The organism is Paenibacillus sp. FSL H7-0940 (assembly GCF_037979415.1).
GTDB classification, from domain to species: domain Bacteria; phylum Bacillota; class Bacilli; order Paenibacillales; family Paenibacillaceae; genus Paenibacillus; species Paenibacillus amylolyticus.
The window spans coordinates 376014-399895 of the sequence record NZ_CP150280.1; the positions used below are offsets into that span (position 1 = coordinate 376014).

Below are 23882 nucleotides of genomic sequence, written 5' to 3' on the forward strand. Positions count from 1 at the left end.
TGTGGAGAAAGTCTACAAACATGTTGTTGAAAACATAGCCTCCGGCAAAATTGACAAAGTGACGGGGATTCAGGTCATCAATCTGCTGAAGCAGGAAGAAGCAAATCATCAAGAGGATATAGCAGTCATAGGCATGAGCCTTAAATTTCCCCATGCGAATCGTCCGGAGGAATACTGGCACATTGTTGAGCAGGGGATTGATTGCATAGGTGATTATCCATCTGATCGAAAATCTGTAACGGATGAGTACCTTAGACTAAGCGGATATTCAGACGAATTCCTTCAATATCTTGATGGTGCTTTTCTGGATGAAGTGGATCAATTCGATTATAAGTTCTTCCGTCTCTCGCCAAAAGAGGCCAGTCTGATGGACCCTTGTCATCGTTTATTTTTGCAAACAGCATGGCATGCCATCGAAGATGCCGGTTACGGCGGGCAAAAGCTTGCAGGAAGCAATACCGGTGTCTTTACCGGATTTGCCAATAGTAACAACTATAAGGAAATGATCAAGGATACCCATCCGGAAGAGTTGTCTATTGCGATGACTGGAAATATCGCGTCAATGCTTCCTACCCGCATCTCGTATCTGCTTAATCTAAAAGGACCGACTATGGTAGTGGATACGGCTTGTTCGTCCTCGTTGGTATCCGTTTATCTGGCTTGTAAATCGCTGATGAACGGGGATTGCAACATGGCCATTGCCGGAGGCGTTAAGCTGGATATTTTGCCAGTGGACAATGATTTTCTGAAGATTGGGATTGAATCCACCGACTACCGGACTAGAGCTTTTGATAAAGAAGCAGATGGCTCCGGTATGGGTGAAGGTGTGGCTGCAGTAATTTTGAAGCCGCTTCGTCAGGCTCAGAAAGATGGGGACCACATCTATGGTGTAATCAAAGGCATCGCTTTGAATCAGGATGGAACGTCCATGGGCATCACGGCCCCCAATCCGGTTGCTCAATCCGAAGTAATCGAGGAGGCGTGGAAGCGAGCAGGCATCCACCCGGAATCCTTGGCCTATATTGAAACTCATGGAACAGGAACGAATCTGGGTGACCCTATCGAGATTCAGGGGCTGGAACGTGCTTTCCGAAAATATACGAATAAAAAGCAATTTTGTGCAATTGGTTCGGTCAAAACCAATGTTGGTCATCTGTATGAAACAGCAGGTATGGCCAGTCTGATTAAAGGACTTTTATCGTTGTATCATCGGAAACTCCCGCCTTCCCTTCATTTTAATTATCCAAACCTGAATATTGATTTCGGGAATTCACCCGTCTATGTCAATACAAGGTTAAGAGAGTGGGAGCGAGGTGCTGATCCGCGTAGATGCGGGATAAGTACATTTGGTTTGAGCGGAACGAATTGTCATATAGTGCTGGAAGAAGCTCCTGTACAGGCCACTTTGAACGTTACGCATGATGGGCATACGGGTGTTCATCCATTCACGTTGTCTGCGGGATCAGATCATGGAATTCAAGTTCTGATGAAACAGTATCTGGACGGAGTATCTACCTTCTCCGACAGGTATTCATTACTGGATGTGTGTCGAACAGCCAATGCATGTCGCGGACATTATGCTCACCGAGTGATCATTTTGGCTGAACATTTGGAGGATTTTCGCATTAAGCTGACCCAGGTTATATCTGGAGACATTCATACGTTCACAGCACCTTGGTTTCATTATGGGGAACACCGACTGATCAGCGACAATAGGGAAGTTTCAGGGGTACATGATATTACTCAGAAAAACGTTCGTGCGTTAAGCGAAGAGGTCCGGCAAGAATTGAACCAGATGAATGAGGCTACATTTGACTGGGGGCGCCTGTGTACTCTTTACGTGCAAGGAGCATCCGTGGACTGGTGGCGTCTGTATGAGGGCAAGTCTACGAAGACCGTACCTCTGGCGGGTTATCCTTTTGATTCGCAGAAATGCTGGATTGACATGGGAAGCAGACCAGCAGAAGAGAGTGTCCACCATGACAACGGATTGTTTTCTCTCACGTGGCATGAGCTTGAGGGAGATTACGAGGATAACGAAGTTCATTCAAGCGAGAGAGTTGTACTCTTTACGGCTGATGACAAAGGTGGGGCTGACCTTGCATTGCTTTTGCAACAATCGGGTAAGGACGTCATTAAGGTTTGCCCGGGAGATTACTATGAACAGAGGAACGATACTGATTTTCGAATTGGTTCCAAAGAGGTCGATTTTGATTCTTTAGTCAATGCTTTGGATTCAAAATCATGGTCACAGGTCATCTACGCACCTACCTTTGCTTCGGACACTTCTGTTCAGAATCTGGTGGAGTTGAATGAATCACAGGAACGCGGCGTTTACAGCCTGCTGTATCTGCTTCGTTCATTGACCAGACATGGTATTGATTATGATATGGATATGGTGATTTTGACCCAATGCGTCCATCATGTCACAGGCAAAGAACAGATTCTTAGACCCGAACTCGCACCGCTAGAAGGTCTTGCCAAGGTCATACGTAAGGAGCATCTGAACATCCAATGTCGAGTTATCGATCTGGAAGATACGCTATGGAGCAAGGGGAGTGCAGAGTCTGTTTTCAGAAAAACAGATCAATTCCTTACCGCCATTCGAGACGGAAAACGGTATATTCAGTCATTCGGTACACTCCAGCCTGTTGCAGAGTCGGACAGTAACAATGGACAATTTCCGGCTCTTCATTCAGAAGGGATATATCTTGTCTCTGGTGGAGCCGGAGGTATCGGGATTGAAGTATCCAAATATTTGGCTGGCAGGGACAAGGTACATCTGGCCTGGATTAATCGTACTGCCTTTCCACCCCGGAGAACATGGGAAGCAATTTTGGAAGCAAAGCAGGATCAGTCGTTATGCCGAAAGATTCAGGGAGTTCTTGATATTGAAAATATGGGAGCTACCGTTGAAATATACAGCGCTGACATTTCCAAAAAAGAAGAGGTAGTTCCAATTGTAGAAGAGCTGCGTCAACGTCATGGGAAGATCCGGGGGGTTATCCATGGCGCGGGAATCGGAAGATCCGACCTGTTGATGAATCGTACGGATGACCAGTTTAAAAGCATTTTCAATCCGAAGGTAATGGGTACACGTATTTTGGATGAAGTTACCCATTCGGATGATCTGGACTTCTTTATTCTGTTTTCTTCGGTAGCAACGATGTTTAGCGGAGCCGTTCAAGGAGATTATACCGCAGCCAATGCTTATCTGGATGCCTACGGGGAATATCGGAACAAGCTTGGCAGAAGGACACATGTGGTGAACTGGACGACCTGGAAAGAAACCGGTATGGCCCTTGAAGGTGGTTTCACAATCGATACCATTTTTAAGACGTTGCCAACCTGTAAGGCTCTTGAAGGGTTTGAGCAGGTGTTATCCCATAATGTACCGAGAGCACTTGTAGGTTATCTCAATTATGAGAACGGTGGAGTCTTCCTGCTCGAAAAATCAGGGGTGATGCTCTCTCCTGTGCTGACTGCGCAAATTGAACTATTTAAGGAAAAAAAGAAGCAGGAAAAAGTGAACAAAGCAAAGAGTGTAACAACAAATCCAGCAGGAGAAGTAAGTCTGACAGGAAGTCTCAACGAAGAGTTTAGTGATACGGAAAAACGTGTGGCCGAATGTTGCAGAAAAATATTAGGTTTTGATCAAATTGATATTCACGACAACTTCTTTGAACTAGGTGCGGACTCTATTCTGCTAATGAAAATTCAGAGTGAGATTGAGCGAATTTTTCCAGGAGCCATTAATGTTACGGACCTGTTCGAATACTCGAATGTACATCATCTCGCAAAATTTATCGGTGGAAAAAACAAGAAGGAGGAACAGCGTCCTTCTCCTGCGATGCATCTCAAGAAGCGTACTGCGGCGGAACGAGATGGAGATATTGCGATTATCGGCATGGCTGTGAATGTGCCGTTTGCTTCCACACCTGAGGAGCTATGGGAACATCTCGTCAACGGCACGGATCTGGTTCGGTCGTTTCCGGAATCGAGAAAAGTGGATATTGACAAGCATTTTGCGTTCACAGGTCATGACCAGGCACAGATGAAATACAACGAGAACGCGTATCTGGAACACATAGACAAGTTTGATGCAGGTTTCTTTCGGTTATCGCCCAAGGAAGCAAGTCTAATGGATCCCAATCAGCGATTATTTCTTGAAGCTGCGTGGACTGCAATTGAGGATGCAGGGTATGGCGGCACCAGATTGAGTGGTAGTAAAACAGGCGTATATCTGGGCTATGCGGCAACCTTGCGAGATCTGTATGCACGTCTCTTATATGAAGTTGATCCTGGGAGCGGATCAAGCTCCATGGTGGGTAATCTGACAGCAATGATGTCTGCCCGGATCTCATATTTATTGGATCTAAAGGGTCCAAGCATGGTTATTGATACGGCCTGTTCATCTTCATTGGTGTCTGTAGACATGGCTTGCAAAGCTATTCGTAGCGGACAATGTGATTATGCACTGGCTGGCGGAATCAAGATTAATCTGTGCCCGGTGGATGATGAAAATATGAAACTTGGCATTGAGTCTACAGATCATCGCTCCAAAGCTTTTGATGATGAAGCAGATGGAGCAGGTATTGGAGAAGGGGTTGCAGTGGTACTGCTGAAATCACTTCAGCAGGCATTGGATGACCAAGATTCGATCCATGCTGTAATTAAAGGCGGGGCTGTGAATCAGGATGGCAGTTCAATAGGCATCACGGCACCTAATCCGGCATCTCAAACAGAGGTAATTATATCTGCTCTGGAGGATGCAGGAGTCGAACCGGAGACAATCACCTACATTGAAACACATGGCACGGGCACGACATTGGGAGATCCGATTGAAATTAAGGGCATATCCGATGCACTGTCGAGCTACACAGATCGCAAGCAGTTCTGTGCGGTGAGTTCCATCAAGACCAACTTGGGGCATTCTTCGGAGGCTGCTGGAGTGATTAGTTTGGTGAAGGCGGTCATGGCGCTGCGTGAGAAAAAGCTTCCTCCGACGCTGTACTTTAATCGGCCTAATCGAATAATTGAATTTTCCAACTCACCGGTCTTTGTGAATACCCGTCTGCGTACTTGGCATTCCGAGGAAGGACCGCGACGCTGTGGGATCAGCGCGTTTGGGATTAGTGGAACCAATTGTCACGTTATCCTGGAAGAGGCCCCAGTACAGACATTTGTCCAAGCTGAGGAACGCAGACCTTATATTCTGCCTCTTTCCGCCAAAAGTAAAGACTCTCTATCCAGATTGATCGCAGCTTATCATGATTATCTCGATAGTTACGATGAACTGGATTTGTTAAGCCTGTGCGGAACAGCTGCTCAGGGAAGAGGACACTACAAGTTGCGTATCGCCATTCCTTTTAAAGACAAAGAAGAGCTGGTAGCCCGATTGGACAAGCTGCGTGGATGCCCGTTTAGCGACATTAAACCGTCCCTTGCTTATGCATCTGAACATCGAATGGTTCCTGAGACGAAGGAGCCGGGTGTTGGCGAATTGACGGAACAAAAACTTCGTGAATTAAACGAGCAAGCAGACAGGGTACTGAAGCTCATTAACGAGCACGGATGGGAAGATCAGCACTTGGAGGAAATATCGATTCTTTATACACAGGGAGCCGATATTGACTGGTCCAGATTGTACGCAGAAGAGGAAACCTTCCGGCTCCATCTTCCAACGTATCCTTACGAGCGCAATCGTTGCTGGATTGATATTCCCGAACGAGTTGCGGTTCAACCATCCGTTGTGCAGAAGGAAGAACCAACGATGCATTACACCATTGGCTGGGTGGAAGCAACGAATCCTGAGAGACTCATTCCGAATCCGCAAACCGTCTTGCTTTTGAAGGGGACAATTCCGTTATGTGACAGTCTCTCCCGGGAACTTACTGAACGTGGAGCACATGTAATTGAAGTTACTCTTGGTGCAACATATGCGAAGATCTCTCCGGTTCATTATCAGATCGATGGTTCGGAGGACCAGTATCTGCAATTATTGAAGGCTACGAAGAACCACAGAATAGATCAGATTATTCACACCTTTACCATAAAGGGTCATACAGCACCCGAGAGTCCGAAGGAACTGGAGGATGCCTTATGCCGAGGTGTGCATAGCTTGTTTTACCTTACAAAAGCCATTGCAGGTGCAGGATTGCGAAATCGAATGCGCATTGTTCTGTTATCCCAGTACGTTCACGAAGTTAGCGGCCACGAATCACATCTTGCTCCTGAATATGCAACGATGTTTGGCTTGGGCAAAGCGATTGGACAAGAGCATCCTCAGCTGGAATGCAAGGTCATAGATATAGATGATGACACCGCTATTCCTATTTTGCTCAATGCAATGAATGCAGATGATGTTTTCTACTCCACTGCTTATCGGAAGGGTCAACGATATGTGGAAGAGTTTAGGAAGACAGATCTGTTGGGAGCTGAGCTCTCTGATGTAACCATTAAGCAGCAAGGGGTCTATCTCATCACCGGTGGAATGGGCGGCATTGGCCGAGCATTTGCAGAACATTTTGCCAACAGACACAACGTTACCTTGATTCTTGCAGGCAGATCGGATTTCCCTGATCGGGAAACATGGCCAGCCATTTTGGAGGATAACAAGGATCTGGAGCAATGCAACAAAATTAAATGGATACATTCGATTGAGACCAAAGGTTCCACAGTAGGTCTCTACAGCGTGGATACAGGTGATCTTCAACAAGTATCAAGACTCATGGAGAACATCAGAGAGCAGTACGGCAAAGTGGATGGCATTGTTCATGGTGCAGGGGTAGCCGGTGAGGGGTTCCTTGCATCCAAGGATGCGGAGACCTTTAACCGTGTGTTGCTTCCGAAAGTCCAGGGAACCTGGAATATTGATCAGGCAACAGCCCAAGACTCTCTTGATTTTCTTGTTCTGTTCTCAACCACTTCAACATTATTCAGCTCTCCGGGTCAAGGAGATTATTCAGCAGCGAATAGTTATCTGGATGCTTATGCAGCGTATCGCAATCGCAGGGGCGGACGAACGTTAACGATCAATTGGGTGGCCTGGAAAGAGACCGGGATGGCCAAAGATTTTGGCGTAAATGATGACATGGTATTCAAGTCTGTTTTAACAAAGTCTGCATTAAAGGCCTTTGACCAGGCTTTTCAGCGTAAAGTGCATCGATCTATCATCGGCGAACTGAATTATGACTCGGAATATATGGCCTACGTAGGTGATATGCCAATGATGATGTCGGAGGAAGTATACAACACGATTCAGGATCAAAGTGCCAGCGTGATTGCTGAAGTGGAGATGAGAAAGGCAACGCTGAACAAAGAAGTCTCATTACACGGCCGCAATGATGGTCAATATACAGCCATGGAACAGATGTTATCCCGGATCTGGTCACTTCATTTGGGACTGACAGAAATGGATCTGTATGATGATTTTTACGAATATGGTGGAGATTCCATTATTGGGCTCAAGATGGCATCGGATATATACAGGGAAACGGGGATACAGGTTAATCCTTCGGATGTGCTGCAATATCCGACGATCTGGGGACTGGGAGTTCACCTGCAATCTTTGGTCGATGTGGAAAGTGCAACAGTCGGACAACAGTCCATCCCTCATGCAGAAGCCAAAGAAAAATATCCACTTTCATCAGCTCAAAAAAGGATATTCTACCTTTGCACTCAGGACCCGGACAACATCAGTTATAACCTGAACAAAGCGTTGATTATGGAGGGGAATTTTGACCCATTGACGTTGAACGGTTATATGAACACTCTGATTCAGCGCCATGAATCGTTCCGTACATCATTTCACTGGGAACAAGGAGAGCCGATTCAGAGAATTCACGAGAACGTGGATTTTTCAATCGAAACGTTGCCAGATGTCATTCGTGGAACGGAAGCAGTGGAAGATGTAGTGAAGCAGTTTGTCCGACCGTTTGATCTGGAAGCGGCACCGTTGATCCGCATGATTGTTGGTTCGTTGGATGACGGTCGCCATCTGTTGATGTTCGATGTGCATCACTTGGTTACAGATGGCATGTCGATGGACAATATGATGCACGAAATCACGTCAATGTACAGTGGTTCACCTCTACCGAATATTCCTTATCAGTATAGAGATTACTCGGAGTGGAGCAACCAGTATCAGCAATCGGATTCGATTAAATCACAGGAAGCCTTCTGGCTGGAAACGCTGAAAGGACCATTGCCGACACTGCAACTTCCAACAGACTTTTCACGACCTGATCGAAAAACCTATGATGGAGCCAAAATGACTTTTTATGCTGACGAAGCACTCACTGCACGTATAGGCAAGCTCGGAGCACGTACAGGAACCACGCTATACATGTTACTCTTATCCGCCTTAAATGTCCTATTGCATAAATACACGAACCAGAGTGATATACTCATCGGTTCGCCTGTTACGGGTCGCCAACAGGGTAACTTTGATGCCACCATTGGCATGTTTGTAAATACAATTGTCCTGAGAAACGAACCTGTGCCTGATGAATCATTTAGGGAGTTACTTCTGGACGTGAAGCAACGTACGTTATCGGCTTTTGCGCATCAGGACTGTCAATTCGACCGAATTGTACAGCTTGTGAATAGTACACGTGATCCGAGCAGAAATCCGCTGTTTGATGTGTATTTCGCACTACAAAATGTTGGGATGTACACCGGAGAGATTGAGGCTTTCAAAGGCACATTAATCGATTATGACAGTGGAGTTTCAAGGTTTGATCTGGCACTGGATGCGATTGAGCGGGACGGTACGATCGAGTTTATTCTGGAATATAATACAAGCTTGTTCTTGCCTGGCACAGCTGAATATATCGCCAAAGATTATGTGAAAATTCTTGAGATAATTTCAGAGCAGCCGGATACATTGATCTATGATATTGAAGTTGATCGTGTCACGGATATCACGGATGAAGCTGTGGATGAAGAAGTGAATTTCAATTTCTAGTCAGATCACAGAGGGGCGTTGATAGGAATGAAGGTTGGTGTAATCGGAGCAGGCGTCATGGGAAAAGGGGTTGCGCAGAGCCTTGCCCAGTCCCGGCACAACGTGGTTTTGATCGACGTGAGTGATGAAGTTTTGGATCAGACGAGGACAGCCTTGTTTACCAATATCCGATTTTCTGGATTCTACAATAAGGATACCGAGGTCGAAGACCCGGAAACGGTGCTCTCACGTGTGGAGTTTACGACACAATACGATTCACTCAGGGATGCTGATTTTATTATTGAGAACGTGCCTGAACAATGGGATGTGAAAAAAGAAGTCTATGCACAGCTTGAAAACTATTGCCCCGATTCTTGTATTTATTTGGTCAATACATCATGCATTTCGATCACAAAAGTTGGTTCCATCACCAAACGGCCTGACAAGGTCATCGGTGTACATTTTATGAATCCGGTCCCGTTAAAGCCCGTAGTCGAAGCTATTCAGGGTTATCACACTTCGGATAGAACGATTGAAGCGACCAGATCCCTGCTCCATACTATGGGCAAAGAAGCCATACTGGTACAAGATCTTCCCGGTTTTGTATCTAATCGAATATCCCATCTTCTCATGAATGAAGCTGCCTTTGTTGTTCAGGATCAGGTAGCTTCACCGGAAGAGGTGGATGACATATTCGTCAAATGTTTCGGACATAAGATGGGCCCACTTCACACAGCGGATTTGATTGGTTTGGATACTGTGGTTCATTCATTGGATGTACTCTATGAGAGTTATCAGGACCCGAAATACAGAGTATGTCCCTTGCTTCGCAAGATGGTGGATGCCGGATTGTTAGGCGCAAAAAGCGGTCAAGGCTTCTTTGAGCACGTGATTCTGTAAGTGTATCGACTATAAATTATACGAGGTGACTGTGCATGGAGTCCAAGGTCAAAGTAAAAACATTTCTGAGTCGTTTCTATCGCAAACGTGAAATTCAGGATGATGAGGATATTTTTGAATTGGGTTTTGCCAATTCCCTGTTTGCAATGCAGATGGTGATGTTTCTGGAGAAAGAATTCAACATTCGGATTGAGACCCATGATATGGATCTGAGCAACTTCCGTACGTTGAACAAGATTAATGAACTGATTGAACGAAAGACAGCATAGACTGCCTGACGGGCTTAAAGCAATAGTTTGGAACAATATGCCAAGGAGGGGTTCAGGTATGGGTGATCCATCGGTAAGTTCGGTAATGGACAAACAAAAGCAAGAGAAGGTGAAGCTGGTCGTCTGGGATCTGGATAATACAATCTGGGAAGGTGTCCTTCTGGAAGATGAGAATGTTGTCTTGAGAGAGGGAATTATTGATGTGATTCGGACACTGGACGAGCGTGGGGTTCTGCAATCCATCGCCAGTAAAAATGACCATCAGACAGCCATGGAGAAGCTTGAGGAATTCGGAATTCATGAATACTTCCTATATCCCCAGATTCACTGGAATTCCAAGTCGAGCTCGATTCAATCCATCATAACTTCCATTAATATCGGAGCGAATACGGTTGCTTTTGTGGATGATCAGATGTTTGAGCTGGAAGAGGTACAGTTTGAGCATGCTGAAGTTCGATGCATAGATGCTGCCCAGTACCTGGACATTCCCGACATGGAGATGATGAATCCCCGTTTTATTACGGAGGACTCCAAACTTCGCCGTTTAATGTACAAAAGCGATGAGATCCGTAATAAGGCGGAAGATGAATTCACAGGTCCCAAAGATGACTTTCTGGCTTCACTTGGCATGACATTCACGATATCTCCTCTCAAGGGAGATGATCTGCAGCGTGCTGAAGAGTTGACGGTGCGGACTCATCAGCTGAACACCACAGGGTATACCTATTCCTATGAAGATCTGGAACAACTCAGTCAATCTCCTAATCACAAACTTCTCATTACAGGACTGGAAGACAAGTATGGAGCATATGGAAAAATTGGACTCGCTTTGCTTGAGATGGAAGAGGAGTACTGGACCGTGAAGCTGCTGCTGATGTCTTGCCGTGTAATGTCGCGAGGGGTAGGCACGATTCTCATGAATTATATCCTGGAACAGGCGAAAGAAGCCGGGGTCAAGATACGGGCTGAATTCAAAATGACCGATCGTAATCGGATGATGTATCTGACCTATAAATTTGGCGGATTCAAAGAAATCCATCAGGAAGAGGACCTTGTCATTTTTGAACACGACATGAGCTATATTCAGAAAATTCCTTCATATGTGGAACTGAACATTATTAATAATTAATACACCAACCCTATTAATGGAGGTTACGACATGGAAAAAATAGCACTGCTGTTTCCGGGACAAGGTTCTCAGTATGTAGGTATGGGAAAGAGTTTCTATGATCAATATAGCATTGCCAAGCAAACGTACGAGGAAGCGAGTGACGTTGCAGGTGTGGATCTGGCAAAACTATGTTTTGAAGGAAGTCTATCTGAACTGAATCAGAATGAGAACATGCAACCTGCTCTTCTGGCAACGAATGTAGCGGCCTTCAGAGTGTATATGGAAGAAGTGGGGATTCGACCACAATTCTGTGCAGGTCACAGTATGGGTGAATATTCGGCGTTGGTATGTTCAGGCGCCATGACATTTTCCGATGCTGTTCGAATCACCAAATTGCGTGGTGCAATGATGCAGATTCATATTGATCGGGGCACAGGATCCATGACCATTATGGACGGTATTGACGCATCCATCGTGGAGCAACTCTGTGAACAATACAGCGGCGAGCAGGGTGTAGCTGTAGTCTCCTGTTATAATTCGCCAACACAAGCTGCCGTATCCGGTCATCAATACGTACTGGAGGAGATCGAAGCAGCCGTATTGGATGCCGATGGTCAGGTTACTCCCCTAATGTCCAGTGCACCCATTCATAGTTCGCTGATGGCGGAAGATGCAGAGCGGCTCGGCCAAGAACTGGCAAAGTATTCGTACAATATGTTCAAATGGCCGGTACTATCCAATGTTACAGGTCAACCTTATGGTGATGTGGAGCGAATTCCGGGATTGCTGACAGATCAGATGGTCAAACCTGTGCAATGGACACGGATTCTTCAATACCTTGAGCGTTTTGGTGTCACACTTGCCATCGAAATGGGACCCAAAAATGTATTGAATAAATTGACCAAAACGAACTGTCCTGATATCAATTCGCTCTGTTTTGGCGAAAAAGCGGAACGTCAAAAATTGATCAGCATGTTTCAATCGGATGGCAAGAAGAAAAAAGGAGTACCCACAGTCATAACTAAATGTTTAGCAATTGCAGTGGCAACGCCGAACCAGAATTGGGATGAAGCAGAGTATCAACAAGGTGTTGTTCAGCGTTACAAACGAATCCAGGCAATTCAGGAGCAGGCTGAAAATTCAGGGGACAAACCCTCAAAAGAGCAAATGATAGAAGCGTTGGAACTGCTCAAGGGCATCTTTGAAACCAAAAAGTTACCTGTTAAAGAAAGAAATCAGTGGATGAATCATATCATTGATGATACTGGACATCACTACGAACTGGCGGAGTATCTGGTACACGAAGCTGTCGGCGTAAAGTAATTACATTAGGGGCGAAATACGCTGTAATAGCGTATTCGCCCTCCCATGAATTCAGCAATACAGGCAATACATAAAGGGGGAGAACAAGTGAGAGTGCTATCCGCTGAGAACGTCACGAAGTCCTATGGTAAACACCTAGCGTTAGATAACATGTCCTTTGAGCTTCGCAAGGGTGAGATCCACACAATTCTGGGGACTAACGGTTCAGGTAAAACAACTTTTATTAAAGTCCTGGCGACTCTGTTGACCAAGGACTCCGGAATTGTCAATATCGGCGGCTACGATTTGGATACCGATGCGAACATCATCAGGAGACTAATTGGATACGTGGGTCAAGATACTGAACGCTCTGCTTATGCGAGATTAACTGTTCGAGAGAACTTGATATTCTTTGGAAGACTTACCGGACTTAGCAAACAAGAGATTTCTAACCAGATTGACAAATTAAGTACGTATCTGGATTTCTCGGAACATCTGAACAAGCAATTTATGCAATTATCGGGAGGCCAAAAGCAAACCGTTGTCATTATGCGAGCCTTGCTGCATGATCCTGAAGTGATATATCTGGATGAACCGACCAAGGGCCTGGACCCCGTAATCTCCAGACGTGTACGTGAGTTCATTAAAAGTTATGTGCGGGATGAGGGGAAATCCATTATTCTGACCTCTCACATTCTGACTGAGGTAGAGGACATGACGGACCGTGTGTCCCTGATGCGCAAAGGAACACTCCTTAAAACAGGTACAATTGCCGAACTAAAATCCAATCTGGGCGCAGTCGAATTCATCGACATTCCCAGAGCAGACTTGCCCCCTTCCATTCAGGAGCGAATCACTGCTCTGCCGGAGGTAACTTCCACTATTATTCGTGAGGAGGAAGACACGGTTTCCTTCGGAATCACGAACCTGTACGACGGGATGGGTGCGGTTATTAGTGAATTAAAAGAAGGCAATATCCATACGACCATTCAGCATAGACAACTAACACTTGAAGATTTGTTTGTTCAGCTCTATGTGAAGTCTGACGAGAATTTAGAGTACACATTGGCAGGAGGCAGAGAACAGTGAGTATCGAATACGCTAAAACCGGGACAGGTCAGGAAACCCTAAAGCTGCAAGCCATAGGTAAACCTACCGGATTTTTCACCGTCGTGTGGGCAACAACCGTGAAGGAATTGCAGATTGCTGTAAGGTATCTGCCCAACTTCTTCGGTAACTTCCTACAGTTGGGTCTACGAGTACTCTTTTTCCTGCTGATGTCCACGTTTGTTGTATACGAGGGAGAGAATGTACTTCAAGGAGATAACCTGTTTATCTTTTATCTGGGTGCAATCCTTGTATGGCTGTTCTATGGAGTAGCGTTAAACGCTCCGCTCGGTGCCGTGACGAATGATCTCCATAACGGCACATTGGAGTATCTGTACTGCAATCCAATCTCTCGTTATGCGTATTATGTAGGGACGGTTGTAGCCAGTGCATTAATGAATGTCATTGTGTTCATACCGATGTATATCCTGCTTGTCCTGTACGCAGGTCTCAACTTTGCTGAATCCATGATGATTCTAGTCACCTGTCTTGTGGTCATCGTTGCATTAATGGCGCTTGGCGTCATGATTGCACTACTGGGGATTCTGTACCGCCAGGTCTCATCCATTGTGGGTATTTTGTTTATCATGTTTGAATTTGTAGCAGGTGCTTATTTCCCAGTGGACCAGTTTCCTGCAGTCGTTCGTTGGATCGCATATCTCCTGCCTTATACCTGGGGGTATGATATGGTGCGTTATTACAGTTTCAAAACAGATTGGGTGCCCCTTGCACCGATCTGGATGGAATGGTGCATCCTCATCTTTTTTGCCATTTCGTATACAATCATCTCAATCGTTATGCTGCGCAAGGTAGAAAAGATGGCAAAGAAAAAAGGTCTCAACCTAATCTGATTATTCTTGATCCCAAAGAGAATGGGAGGCGTGCTAATTGTCAGCAGAGCCAGGTGCATTCATGCAAAATTTGCTATTGTCGAGCCGAAAGTTCGAAGAGGAGAAGCAATATTGGCTAAACCATCTCTCAGGGGACCTTCAATTCAGTATGTTCCCTGGTGATAAAACGAGGGGAACATGGGGTGAGCAAATGTTTGAGGAGATGCAACTTGCATTTCCTCAACCTGTTTCAGAACAAATATTTCGCATTTCCGGGAACACCGAAGCAGGGGCATTTATTCTTCTTCTGGCAGGTGTCACATATGTGTTACACCGTTATCTGGACAATGACGATATAACTGTAGGTATTCCCGCTTCGTCTGGTGCAGCAAATTCAAGTCAACTACGTGCTGTTCGCATCAATTTTGGTGATGAGTATTCTTTTAAGGAACTCGTTCTTCAACTCAGGACCCTTGTAGGTACAGCCAAAAAGTATAACCATCTTTCATTGGAAAAAATTCTTGAATTGCTTGGTCATGAGGGCACAGACTTGCCAAGAGTGGCCACTGTGGTTCGAATGGACAATATGCAGGAGAATCTGCAGGAAACAGGGCCCCTGGCCGATATGGTGTTTTCACTTCAAATGTCTAAAGTGGGGCTGGCGTTACGAATGAATTACAATGCTGCATTATATTCTCCAGCAATTATTGAACAGATTGTAGACCATGTGATGCGTGTGCTCTCTATTTGTACAACCCATCCAGATGAGGGATTACATCATATAAAGATGCTCTCGCGCAAGGAAGACCAGGTTATTCAACATCTGAATGATACGGAGATACGTTTTCCTGAAGCTCGTTCAATCATCCAGATGATCCAGTCTTGGTCTGCACAACAGCCGGATAATCCCGCAGTGATCTGCGGAGATAATATTCTTACCTATCGAAGCTTGGATTGCAAATCAGATCAACTTGCGAAATACCTGTTAGCTCAGGGAGTAAGGTCAGGTTCCGTTGTAGGAATTCTGTTAACGCGATCGGAAGACATGCTCTTGGCTATGCTGGGTGTACTTAAGGCGGGGGCTGCTTACATGCCGATGGACCCTGCATATGCAAATAATCGTTTGCAGTTCATGCTGGAGGATAGCCAGGCTGCGATTTTGCTAACTAGGCCCGATCTAATCGGCTCACTCATATATACAGGCCAAATAATCGATATTTCTCGCATGGAAGACTGGGATGACCAACATATCTCACTGCCTGTTATTTCGTCGGAGCAGTTGGCTTATTTGATATATACTTCCGGATCTACAGGCAGGCCAAAAGGGGTCATGATTGAACATCTGGCACTAAGAAACTTTGTGGAAGGTGTATCCCGCAGCATTTCTTTTGAAGCTGGCAAACGAATTCTCGCCCTCACAACATTCTCCTTTGATATCTTTGTACTGGAAACGCTTGGGGCACTCGCTAACGGGTTAACACTGATAATGGCGGTCGAGGAGGATCAGTTAAGTCCAAGCCGTATTGCGCATCTAATTGTTACTCACAACATTGAATTAATACAAATAACTCCTTCTCGACTGCGAATGCTTCAGATTGGGCTTACAGTCGATTCACCGGTATGGAGCGTAATTCAAATATTGATGATTGGAGGGGAAGCTCTACCGTATGCCTTGTATAAGGAGGTCGCGGGGATGACCTCTGCCCGCATCTACAATATGTATGGTCCCACAGAAACAACAATATGGTCGAGCATTAAGGAACTTTCACCTACCTCGACAATTTCGATTGGTCATCCGATTGCCAATACCCGTATTTATATTCTGGATAAGCGGCATCGGCATATGCCAATCGGAGCAACGGGAGAGTTATGCATCGCAGGAGATGGAGTAGCCAGAGGTTATTGGAACAGACCTGAGCTTACGGCCGAGAGGTTTGTAAAAGACCCTTTTCATGAAGGCGCTTATATGTATAAAACGGGAGATCTCGCACGTCTCAATGCTAATGGAGATCTGGAGTATCTGGGTCGTTCCGATTTTCAAGTGAAAATACGTGGTTATCGGATCGAACTCGGGGAGATCGAGAACAGATTGCTCCAGTACCCGGCTATCTCGGCTGCTGCGGTCACAGTTCGGTCAGATCAGGATGGGCAGTCCCTGTTATGTGCCTATTACACAGTAACGGAGAGCCAAAGTATCAATCAGGAGCAATTGCGATCTTTTTTGCTGGCAGAGTTGCCTGAATATATGCTGCCCTCCAGATACACCAAGTTGGATCATATGCCATATACGGCCAATGGGAAATTGGATCGAAAAGCTCTTCCAGATCCTTTGCTCTTACAGGGAGAAGGGACAGATACTACACTGCCACGCAATGCATTAGAGCAGTTGCTCGCTGAACTGTGGTCGGATCTGTTGCAATTGAAAGAGATTGACGTTCATGCCCGCTTCTTCGAAATTGGGGGGCATTCACTGAATGTCATCAAACTTGAGGCGGATATGGAGAGGCAGAGTATTCCGCTTACTGCTGATGAAGTGATGCGGTATGAGACCATTGAATCACTGGCTGAAGTGCTTCGAAACAAGGGGTATGAAGCGGATGAGTATAACTCTGAAAAAGAGATACTTCTTGAAGAGCAGGATATGCGAGAGACAGATGGTGCAATGGAGCAATTTACCGAAGAAGTCGGGGCAACAGCGGAAGCGGATCACCTTATATTACATCATTCCCATAGGCCAATAGTTATCATCGCAGGAATAGAGCCGTTTAATGATGTTTTCTACAAAAACTGCTTCTATAATTCACTTTTTCCCGTATTAAACCTCTATTCAATTGGTGTACTGCCTGTGATGATCAACGACCGAATGCACTATAGATTCGATGAACATCAGGGCATACTCCGATTAGAGTATCAAGCTGTATTATCAGATGCCCAGCTAATTGAACGTATGGGGCTAACTTATGAAACGAAGACCTACAGCGAGGATGTACGAAAAGATATTATGGAGGCGGTTAATTTGAACCGCCCAGTAATTATCCGAGTGGACTGTTATTACGAGTCCTTGCGCAAAGACATGTATTTACGTACCCACTGGCCTCATTCCTTATTAATCTATGGGTATGATCTCCAGCGGCAAGTGTTCCATGTAATAGAACATGATCACCGGGACAATCTCACGTATCAACCGATGGAGATGCCTATGAATGATATTGTACAAGCTTATGAAGGATTCGTACGGCTTTTCATGGAGGAAGAAGAAGTACCCACGTTCTATGCATTTTCAGCTTGTGAAACTGTCGCACATGAAAGAAACAATATAATGTTGGGAGAACTGCGTGACATGTTTATTGATCATGTACGCGTTACACCAGGGGAGATTAATCAGGAAATGAGTCATCTTCTGTCCTTCATACAGAAGACGTATCAGTTCAATGAAGAAGAAGATTCACCTGATATGGCCTATGCTGAACTTGTTCTACAATCCATTGTAGACATTGTGAATGCCAAAAAGGTCGAAACCTATCGTATGCAACGGTTATATGAACATCATACCGATCTTGTTTCTGCTGCTCAGGCAATACAGGATCATTGGAGGGAGTTACGTAACGTGCTGGCGAAGGCGGTATATCGGGAGAATATGACACATAATCAGTGGAGAAAATTCACAAGCAAGCTGGAAGCCATTCATGAACTGGAGAAGCATAACTTAATAAATTGCTCAGGATTGGAGATCAGTCATGATTAAAAAATTGCAAATGAACGAGCCTCTAATGACTACCTACCCACATCATGCGAGTCTCTTTTCCATGCTAGATTTGGACAAGCGTTCACGTAGCTGGATTTATCATAATTTTCTATTGGTCATCCTAAGTCACAATGATGAAGGGGGCTATGGATTGGACGTCTGTTCACAATATTATCCTTGGCATAAATTCAAAATGTCGACATGCCCTATGTTGATTACAAGGGTGTACGATAGAGATATGATTTTAAAACAGTGGGAACTGCAAGATTTTTTAGTGGAACTAATTCAAAAGAATAATTATATTTATTTCCTGAGAAATATTCCTGGCGGTGGTAAGCATGAGGTATTCATCTCTGGATTCGATTCGGATCGTAAAGAGTTTCTGTGCCATGATTTTTGGGATGGATTCTACGGTGAGAAATGGCTTCCCTATGATGAGATCACTGTTATTCAAGATTCGAATTTCGATGCTGAATGGTCTACGGATTACCTAAACGGAATATGGGCCATTGAAAAGACAGATGAGTATAAGGAACCCAGTGAATATTATTATGAAACGGTTCTCCAGTTCTCCAAAGAGGATCTAATGAATATTTTGAAAGAATACGTAGGAGAGACTAATCAAGTTCGCAGTATTCTGAGAAAGGATCACCGTTATCTTGGAAGTGAAATATACGATAAGATGATTAAGATGCTGGGGATGCAGAAGAAAGGGATGCAAAATCAGCCGTTTGCTATACATCCTTTTCACCTGCTTTACGAACATAAACAACTGCTTGCTCAAGCCATACTTGACTTTCTCCCCGATCCTTCGATAAAAATAAGGTTGGAAGAGCTGGTTAGCGAAGCTTTGAAACTCCGTAATCTGGTCATGTATATGAATCAATTCATCATGGAGCAGGGTGTATACAAAAAGTATGATGTCATGCTTGATAAAATCATTGAATTGAAAAATATGGAATTGGCTATTATGAAACATGTATTCGAATACGAGTATCAATCACAGTTAGGACAATAATTAAATACGATGTATCGACGATAAGATAGACTCATTCATTTAATTCTTGAATGGGTCTATTGAACTTTTCTATTATACTTTCCGATGACGTTACCCTAATATGGATAATAACCTACTTTTTATATAGGAATTATATAGTATGGAGAATGCCAAGATGCCACAATGGAAGAGAAATCTGTATATTCTGTGGTTCGGCCTGTTTTTTAATCATATGGCGTACTCGCTGTCCGTTCCGTTCTTTCCTATATTTCTGCAAAATGATCTTGGTATCCAGAGCGGCCTAGAAGCTTGGTCCGGTATTTCGATCTCCATCAGCTTTCTGATCAGTGGATTATGCGCACCCTTCTGGGGATCACTGGCTGATAAATATGGCAGCAAACTGATGCTGGTCCGTTCCGGAGTGGGGCTAGGCATTGCACATCTGGCTAACTTCTTTGTTTACGATCCGTATACGTTTATCGCGGTAAGGGTCTTTCAGGGACTCATGGCTGGTTTTCATCCCGCCTCGATTACACTGATTGGCACCAATACTCCGGAGAAACAGGTGGGTTATGCACTTGGCGTGATCTCCACGGCCAGCGCTGCGGGCGGGATTCTTGGTCCTCTTGCTGGAGGTGTGCTAAGTCACTGGATCGGACTGCGGGGATGTTTCATTGCATCTGCTGCCATTACATTACTCGCGGCACTGATGGTCCTCGGTGTTAAGGAGTCACGACAAGCTCGTACGATAGTTCCAACAAGGATCATAGGGGATTTGAAAAGAGCGGCTTCCACGCCGGGTTTGATGCGAATCTACGGTTTGATTCTCCTAGTCTCGACCTCCGTGCTCATCATCGAACCGGTGCTGACGCTCTATGTCGTAGAGATTGGCGGAGATGTTGGCAGTGCAACACTGAGTGCAGGTATTGTCTTCTCGGCGATTGGTGTGGCAACCGTCATAATGGGGCCGCGCTGGGGCAAGATTGGTGGAAGGATCGGGTACGAGAAAACCCTGTTTATCGGTCTGATTGGCGGCGGAATTGGCAGTCTGCTGCAAATGACGGCAACGAATCTGATTTATTTTGGCAGCCTGCGATTTGTTTATGGTTTGTTCTTTGCCGCGGTCTATCCGGCGCTTAATGCGCTGATCATCAAGTATGCTGATCATGATTTTCGTGGGAGGGCTGTCAGTCTGAGTCAGACGGCGAGTCAGTTCGGTATTGTGCTTGGACCGTTAATCGGTGGTTTTCTAGGTGGATGGATCGGTATTCCGTTTATTTTTCTCTTCACAGGCATTGTATTGCTTGGAGCGGCTTGGGCAGTATCATCATCACAACATAGGGAGGAATATATATGTCGCAACGACAATTGAAGTTGGGAGCCAATCTGAATGGAGTGGGTAACAGCATTTCCTTTTGGCGTCACCCGGATATTCCCATTAACGCGAGCGTTAGTCTGGAGTTCTACAAGAAGCAGGTCCGTATCGCGGAAAAAGGGAAATTCGATCTGCTCTTTATTGCAGATGGTCTCTTTATCAACGAGAAGTCCAATCCTCATTTTCTCAATCGCTTCGAACCTCTCACGCTTCTGTCCGCACTCGCCGGGGCAACTTCCCACATCGGACTGGTTGCTACATTATCTACTTCCTATAGTGAACCCTTCACGGTTGCGCGGCAATTTGCCTCGTTGGATCAATTAAGCGGTGGGAGAGCCGGATGGAATGTTGTTACTTCACCTCTGGAAGGATCGGCCCTTAACTTTGGCAAAGGCGAACATCCCAACCATGCGCTGCGTTACGAGATTGCGGAAGAACATCTGAATGTGGTCAAAGGCCTTTGGGATTCCTGGGAGGACGATGCCTTTATCGGAGACAAGGAACAGGGCGTATTTTTCGATCCTGCCAAGCTACATACGCTAAATCACAAGGGAGCGCACTTCTCGGTACAGGGTCCGCTTAATGTAGGGCGTTCGAAGCAGGGGCATCCGGTGATTTTTCAGGCGGGCTCATCTGAATCTGGTAAAGATCTGGCCGCCCGATCGGCGGATGCCGTCTACACAGGACATGAGACGCTGGAGGAAGCAAGGGAGTTCTACCGGGATGTGAAAGCAAGAGCGGTGGCTTATGGACGCAAGGCAGAGGATATCCTGATCTTCCCGGGCATCGGCCCCATTGTGGGTAGAACAGCGGAAGAGGCGGAGCAGAAGTATCAGGAAATTGCCGAACTGGTGAGTGTTGATCAAGCGTTGAACTATCTGGGCCGGTACTTCGATCATTATGACTTCTCCCAGCACGCGCTGGACGAACCTTTCCCCGAGATTGGGGAGATTGGCAGCAACAGCTTCCGCAGTACAACAGACAAAATCAAGCAGCAGGCACGAGAACAAAGGCTGAGCTTGCGTCAAGTGGCATTGCTGGCATCCACTCCACGTACATCGTTCATTGGTACACCGGATCAGATCGCAGATCGGATTCAGGAATGGTTTGAAGGCGAAGCGGCAGACGGATTCAATGTTCGTACCGTGGTGCCCAATGGCTTGGAAGATTTTGTAGAGCTAGTTGTTCCGGTTCTGCAAGAACGAGGGCTGTTCCGCACGGAGTATGAACATGAGACGCTAAGGGAGAATCTGGGTCTTGAGATTCCGCGTAATCGATATACGTTAGAGCGTGTGAGATAGAGATGTTAGAGCGGTAATGACGTTAATGTAACGTTGTTGCGGCTCTTTTTTGATGGTTTCTTTTTCGGAGAGTACTGCTATTATAAAATGATAAAGAAAATGATACACAAGCTGCAATTCCAGACGAGTCACAGGAGGAGATTGGGATGATTAGAGGGTTAACGAATGCGGGACTGGGCAATATCGAGTCTGATGAACAATATATCACAGAAGCGGCCAAGCACGGATTCGGATCTGTAGATTTGAATCCGCTCTCATTGATTGAAACGTATGGCAAGGAACAGGCGCAACATCTGCTGGAAAGCAATCAGGTGATCATCGGTTCATCGGGCCTGGCGGTAGAGTGGCGGACGACAGATGAGCAGTTTCGTGAGGGATTGCAATCGTTGGTCTCTATGGCAGAAGCCTCTGCTTCGCTGGATTGTTACAGCTGTTGCACGTATATTTTACCCTCAACGGATCAACCGGCAGCGCAATTTATGGCCGCGGCTACGAAACGCTTGAGACTTTGCGCAGATATCTTGGACGCTTACGGCATTCGATTAGGGCTGGAGTTTGTTGGCTGCCACCATTTGCGGACGCAATGGAAGAATCCGTTTATCTGGCGTGTGGAAGATACGCTGGACTGGATCGAGACGATCCATGCGCCTAACGTAGGTTTACTGGTAGATTCCTATCACTGGCATACGAATGGTTTACCGATGGAAGATCTGCTGAAGCTGAAGAAAGAGCAGATTGTTCATGTCCATATCAACGATGCTTATGATTTGCCGATCGAGGAATTACTGGATTATGAGCGTTTGTATCCCGGCGAAGGGGTCATTGATCTGAGTGGGTTTCTGAGAAACCTGCAGGCGATTGGCTACAATGGTGTGGTGGCTCAGGAAGTACTGGCACCGGCATCGAATCTAAGTTCAAGTGAACTGTTCGCTAAGACGAAAGCAGGTTTTGACAAGGTATTTGCAGCAATCTAATTACTGAAAAAAGGAGGGGGTGTTCCTAGCTGTGTTTATGGCTTATGGAACACCCCTGTTCTTGTTCAATTAATCCAGCACGCCGTGATCTTTCATCAGTTGTTTCGTAACGATCCACAGTCTGTTTTGCATGCCCTCATCTCCGCCAGGATGTATAGGAACAATAGATGCTCCAGTTCCCACATTAAAATATCCTCCTGATACCTCGCCATACTTCGAATCCACAGCCAACCTAGTAATGATATCCGCACCCCGGCGCGGGTCGCCGATGTGCAAAAAGGTTAACATGCGTTCAAGCACACTTGCAAACCATAGCTCTCGTCCAAGACCCGTAACATTAAAGCCAGGATTCAAGGCATTTACGCGAATTCCGGTTCCACGCCATTGTCTGGCTAGTTCACCAGTAAACATAATATTGAGCAGTTTGGTTTTGCCATAGATTGGAGAGGAACCACGTGCAGTAAAAGGAGTGATATTCGTTAAGTCATCTGGCAACACCAGGGTGCCGTGATTCCGCGAAGCTTCAGATGCAACATTGACGACTCGGGCATGGCCGGATTGAATCAGGGAAGACTGCAAGGTGTGCGTTAACAGCCAAGGTGCCAAATAGTTGACGGCTATCATCTCGGCATATCCTTCGGACGTGACTCTCTGTTCAAAAGCATGAAGTCCGGCATTATTCAAAAGTACGTCTATACGCGGATAAGCGGCTGCAATCTCAAGCCCAACACGTTTTACATCACTCAGTAAGGACAAGTCTCCATAGAAAAATTCGATTTTGGCAGAAGGCATGATCTCCTTAATTTTGTACCTGGTAGCCTCTGCACGTTCCTTGCTTCGGGCTGTGAGTATAAGATGTGCCCCGCGTTTGGCGAGTTCCATGGCTGCAAGCTGCCCTAAACCGCTTGTTGCTCCGGTAATTACAATAATGGGATGTTTAGTTTTCATGAGAAGATCTCCTTTTGACACGAATAGATTCGGAATTATATAATGGACATAAATCAACTATAAATATTAATTGATA

The 23882-nt window shown here is 45.6% G+C and carries 13 protein-coding genes; 12 read left to right on the top strand and 1 reads right to left on the bottom strand.

Going from position 1 to position 23882, the window contains the following annotated elements; genetic code table 11:
- Window position 1: 1 nt before the first annotated feature.
- The 12 genes from MHB71_RS01640 to MHB71_RS01695 all read left to right on the top strand — a co-directional run bounded on the left by MHB71_RS01640 (window position 2) and on the right by MHB71_RS01695 (window position 22858).
- A complete protein-coding gene (locus MHB71_RS01640; RefSeq protein WP_340028640.1) occupies window positions 2–8968 on the top strand; it encodes an SDR family NAD(P)-dependent oxidoreductase in 8967 nt (2988 codons plus the stop codon).
- 27 nt (window positions 8969–8995) lie between these two features.
- Entirely contained in the window at window positions 8996–9847 is an 852-nt protein-coding gene (locus tag MHB71_RS01645) for a 3-hydroxyacyl-CoA dehydrogenase family protein (protein WP_340028641.1), read from the top strand.
- A 35-nt stretch (window positions 9848–9882) separates the two neighbouring features.
- Complete coding sequence (locus MHB71_RS01650; RefSeq protein ID WP_340028643.1) at window positions 9883–10116, top strand: acyl carrier protein; 234 nt, start codon at window positions 9883–9885, stop codon at window positions 10114–10116.
- A gap of 58 nt (window positions 10117–10174) precedes the next feature.
- Window positions 10175–11245, top strand: a complete 1071-nt coding sequence (locus MHB71_RS01655) for an HAD-IIIC family phosphatase (protein ID WP_047843971.1) — start codon at window positions 10175–10177, stop codon at window positions 11243–11245.
- Between the two features lie 30 nt (window positions 11246–11275).
- Window positions 11276–12550 carry an ACP S-malonyltransferase gene (gene fabD / locus MHB71_RS01660; protein WP_340028644.1) on the top strand — a complete coding sequence of 425 codons (1275 nt, stop codon included), beginning with the start codon at window positions 11276–11278 and terminating at the stop codon, window positions 12548–12550.
- Between the two features lie 87 nt (window positions 12551–12637).
- Complete coding sequence (locus tag MHB71_RS01665) at window positions 12638–13618, top strand: ABC transporter ATP-binding protein (protein ID WP_017686951.1); 981 nt, start codon at window positions 12638–12640, stop codon at window positions 13616–13618.
- The gene (locus MHB71_RS01670) at window positions 13615–14487 is read left to right on the top strand and encodes an ABC transporter permease (protein WP_047843969.1); all 873 of its coding nucleotides are present in this window, start codon (window positions 13615–13617) and stop codon (window positions 14485–14487) included. Before MHB71_RS01665 ends, MHB71_RS01670 begins: the two co-directional genes overlap by 4 nt.
- 37 nt (window positions 14488–14524) lie before the next feature.
- Window positions 14525–18211, top strand: coding sequence for an amino acid adenylation domain-containing protein (locus MHB71_RS01675; RefSeq protein WP_340028645.1), 3687 nt, complete (start codon window positions 14525–14527; stop codon window positions 18209–18211).
- A gap of 238 nt (window positions 18212–18449) precedes the next feature.
- Window positions 18450–19229: a hypothetical protein gene (locus MHB71_RS01680; protein ID WP_340028646.1), complete on the top strand. Its 780-nt coding sequence runs from the start codon at window positions 18450–18452 to the stop codon at window positions 19227–19229.
- A 154-nt stretch (window positions 19230–19383) separates the two neighbouring features.
- Window positions 19384–20580, top strand: a complete 1197-nt coding sequence (locus tag MHB71_RS01685; RefSeq protein ID WP_340028648.1) for an MFS transporter — start codon at window positions 19384–19386, stop codon at window positions 20578–20580.
- Entirely contained in the window at window positions 20562–21884 is a 1323-nt protein-coding gene (locus tag MHB71_RS01690; RefSeq protein WP_340028649.1) for an LLM class flavin-dependent oxidoreductase, read from the top strand. The genes MHB71_RS01685 and MHB71_RS01690 overlap by 19 nt, the downstream gene beginning before the upstream one ends.
- Window positions 21885–22030: 146 nt before the next feature.
- The gene (locus MHB71_RS01695; RefSeq protein ID WP_340028651.1) at window positions 22031–22858 is read left to right on the top strand and encodes a sugar phosphate isomerase/epimerase family protein; all 828 of its coding nucleotides are present in this window, start codon (window positions 22031–22033) and stop codon (window positions 22856–22858) included.
- 69 nt (window positions 22859–22927) lie between these two features.
- On the opposite strand, the gene MHB71_RS01700 is transcribed toward MHB71_RS01695, so the two are convergent.
- Window positions 22928–23806: an SDR family NAD(P)-dependent oxidoreductase gene (locus tag MHB71_RS01700; protein ID WP_340028652.1), complete on the bottom strand. Its 879-nt coding sequence runs from the start codon at window positions 23804–23806 to the stop codon at window positions 22928–22930.
- Window positions 23807–23882: the final 76 nt, after the last annotated feature.

Coding starts and splice junctions, on each gene's coding strand:
- MHB71_RS01680 (WP_340028646.1), top strand. CDS start 18,450: ATGATTTTAAAACAGTGGGAACTGCAAGATTTTTTAGTGGAACTAATT.
- MHB71_RS01685 (WP_340028648.1), top strand. CDS start 19,384: ATGCCACAATGGAAGAGAAATCTGTATATTCTGTGGTTCGGCCTGTTT.
- MHB71_RS01690 (WP_340028649.1), top strand. CDS start 20,562: ATGTCGCAACGACAATTGAAGTTGGGAGCCAATCTGAATGGAGTGGGT.
- fabD (WP_340028644.1), top strand. CDS start 11,276: ATGGAAAAAATAGCACTGCTGTTTCCGGGACAAGGTTCTCAGTATGTA.
- MHB71_RS01700 (WP_340028652.1), bottom strand. CDS start 23,806: ATGAAAACTAAACATCCCATTATTGTAATTACCGGAGCAACAAGCGGT.
- MHB71_RS01645 (WP_340028641.1), top strand. CDS start 8,996: ATGAAGGTTGGTGTAATCGGAGCAGGCGTCATGGGAAAAGGGGTTGCG.
- MHB71_RS01650 (WP_340028643.1), top strand. CDS start 9,883: ATGGAGTCCAAGGTCAAAGTAAAAACATTTCTGAGTCGTTTCTATCGC.
- MHB71_RS01695 (WP_340028651.1), top strand. CDS start 22,031: ATGATTAGAGGGTTAACGAATGCGGGACTGGGCAATATCGAGTCTGAT.
- MHB71_RS01655 (WP_047843971.1), top strand. CDS start 10,175: ATGGGTGATCCATCGGTAAGTTCGGTAATGGACAAACAAAAGCAAGAG.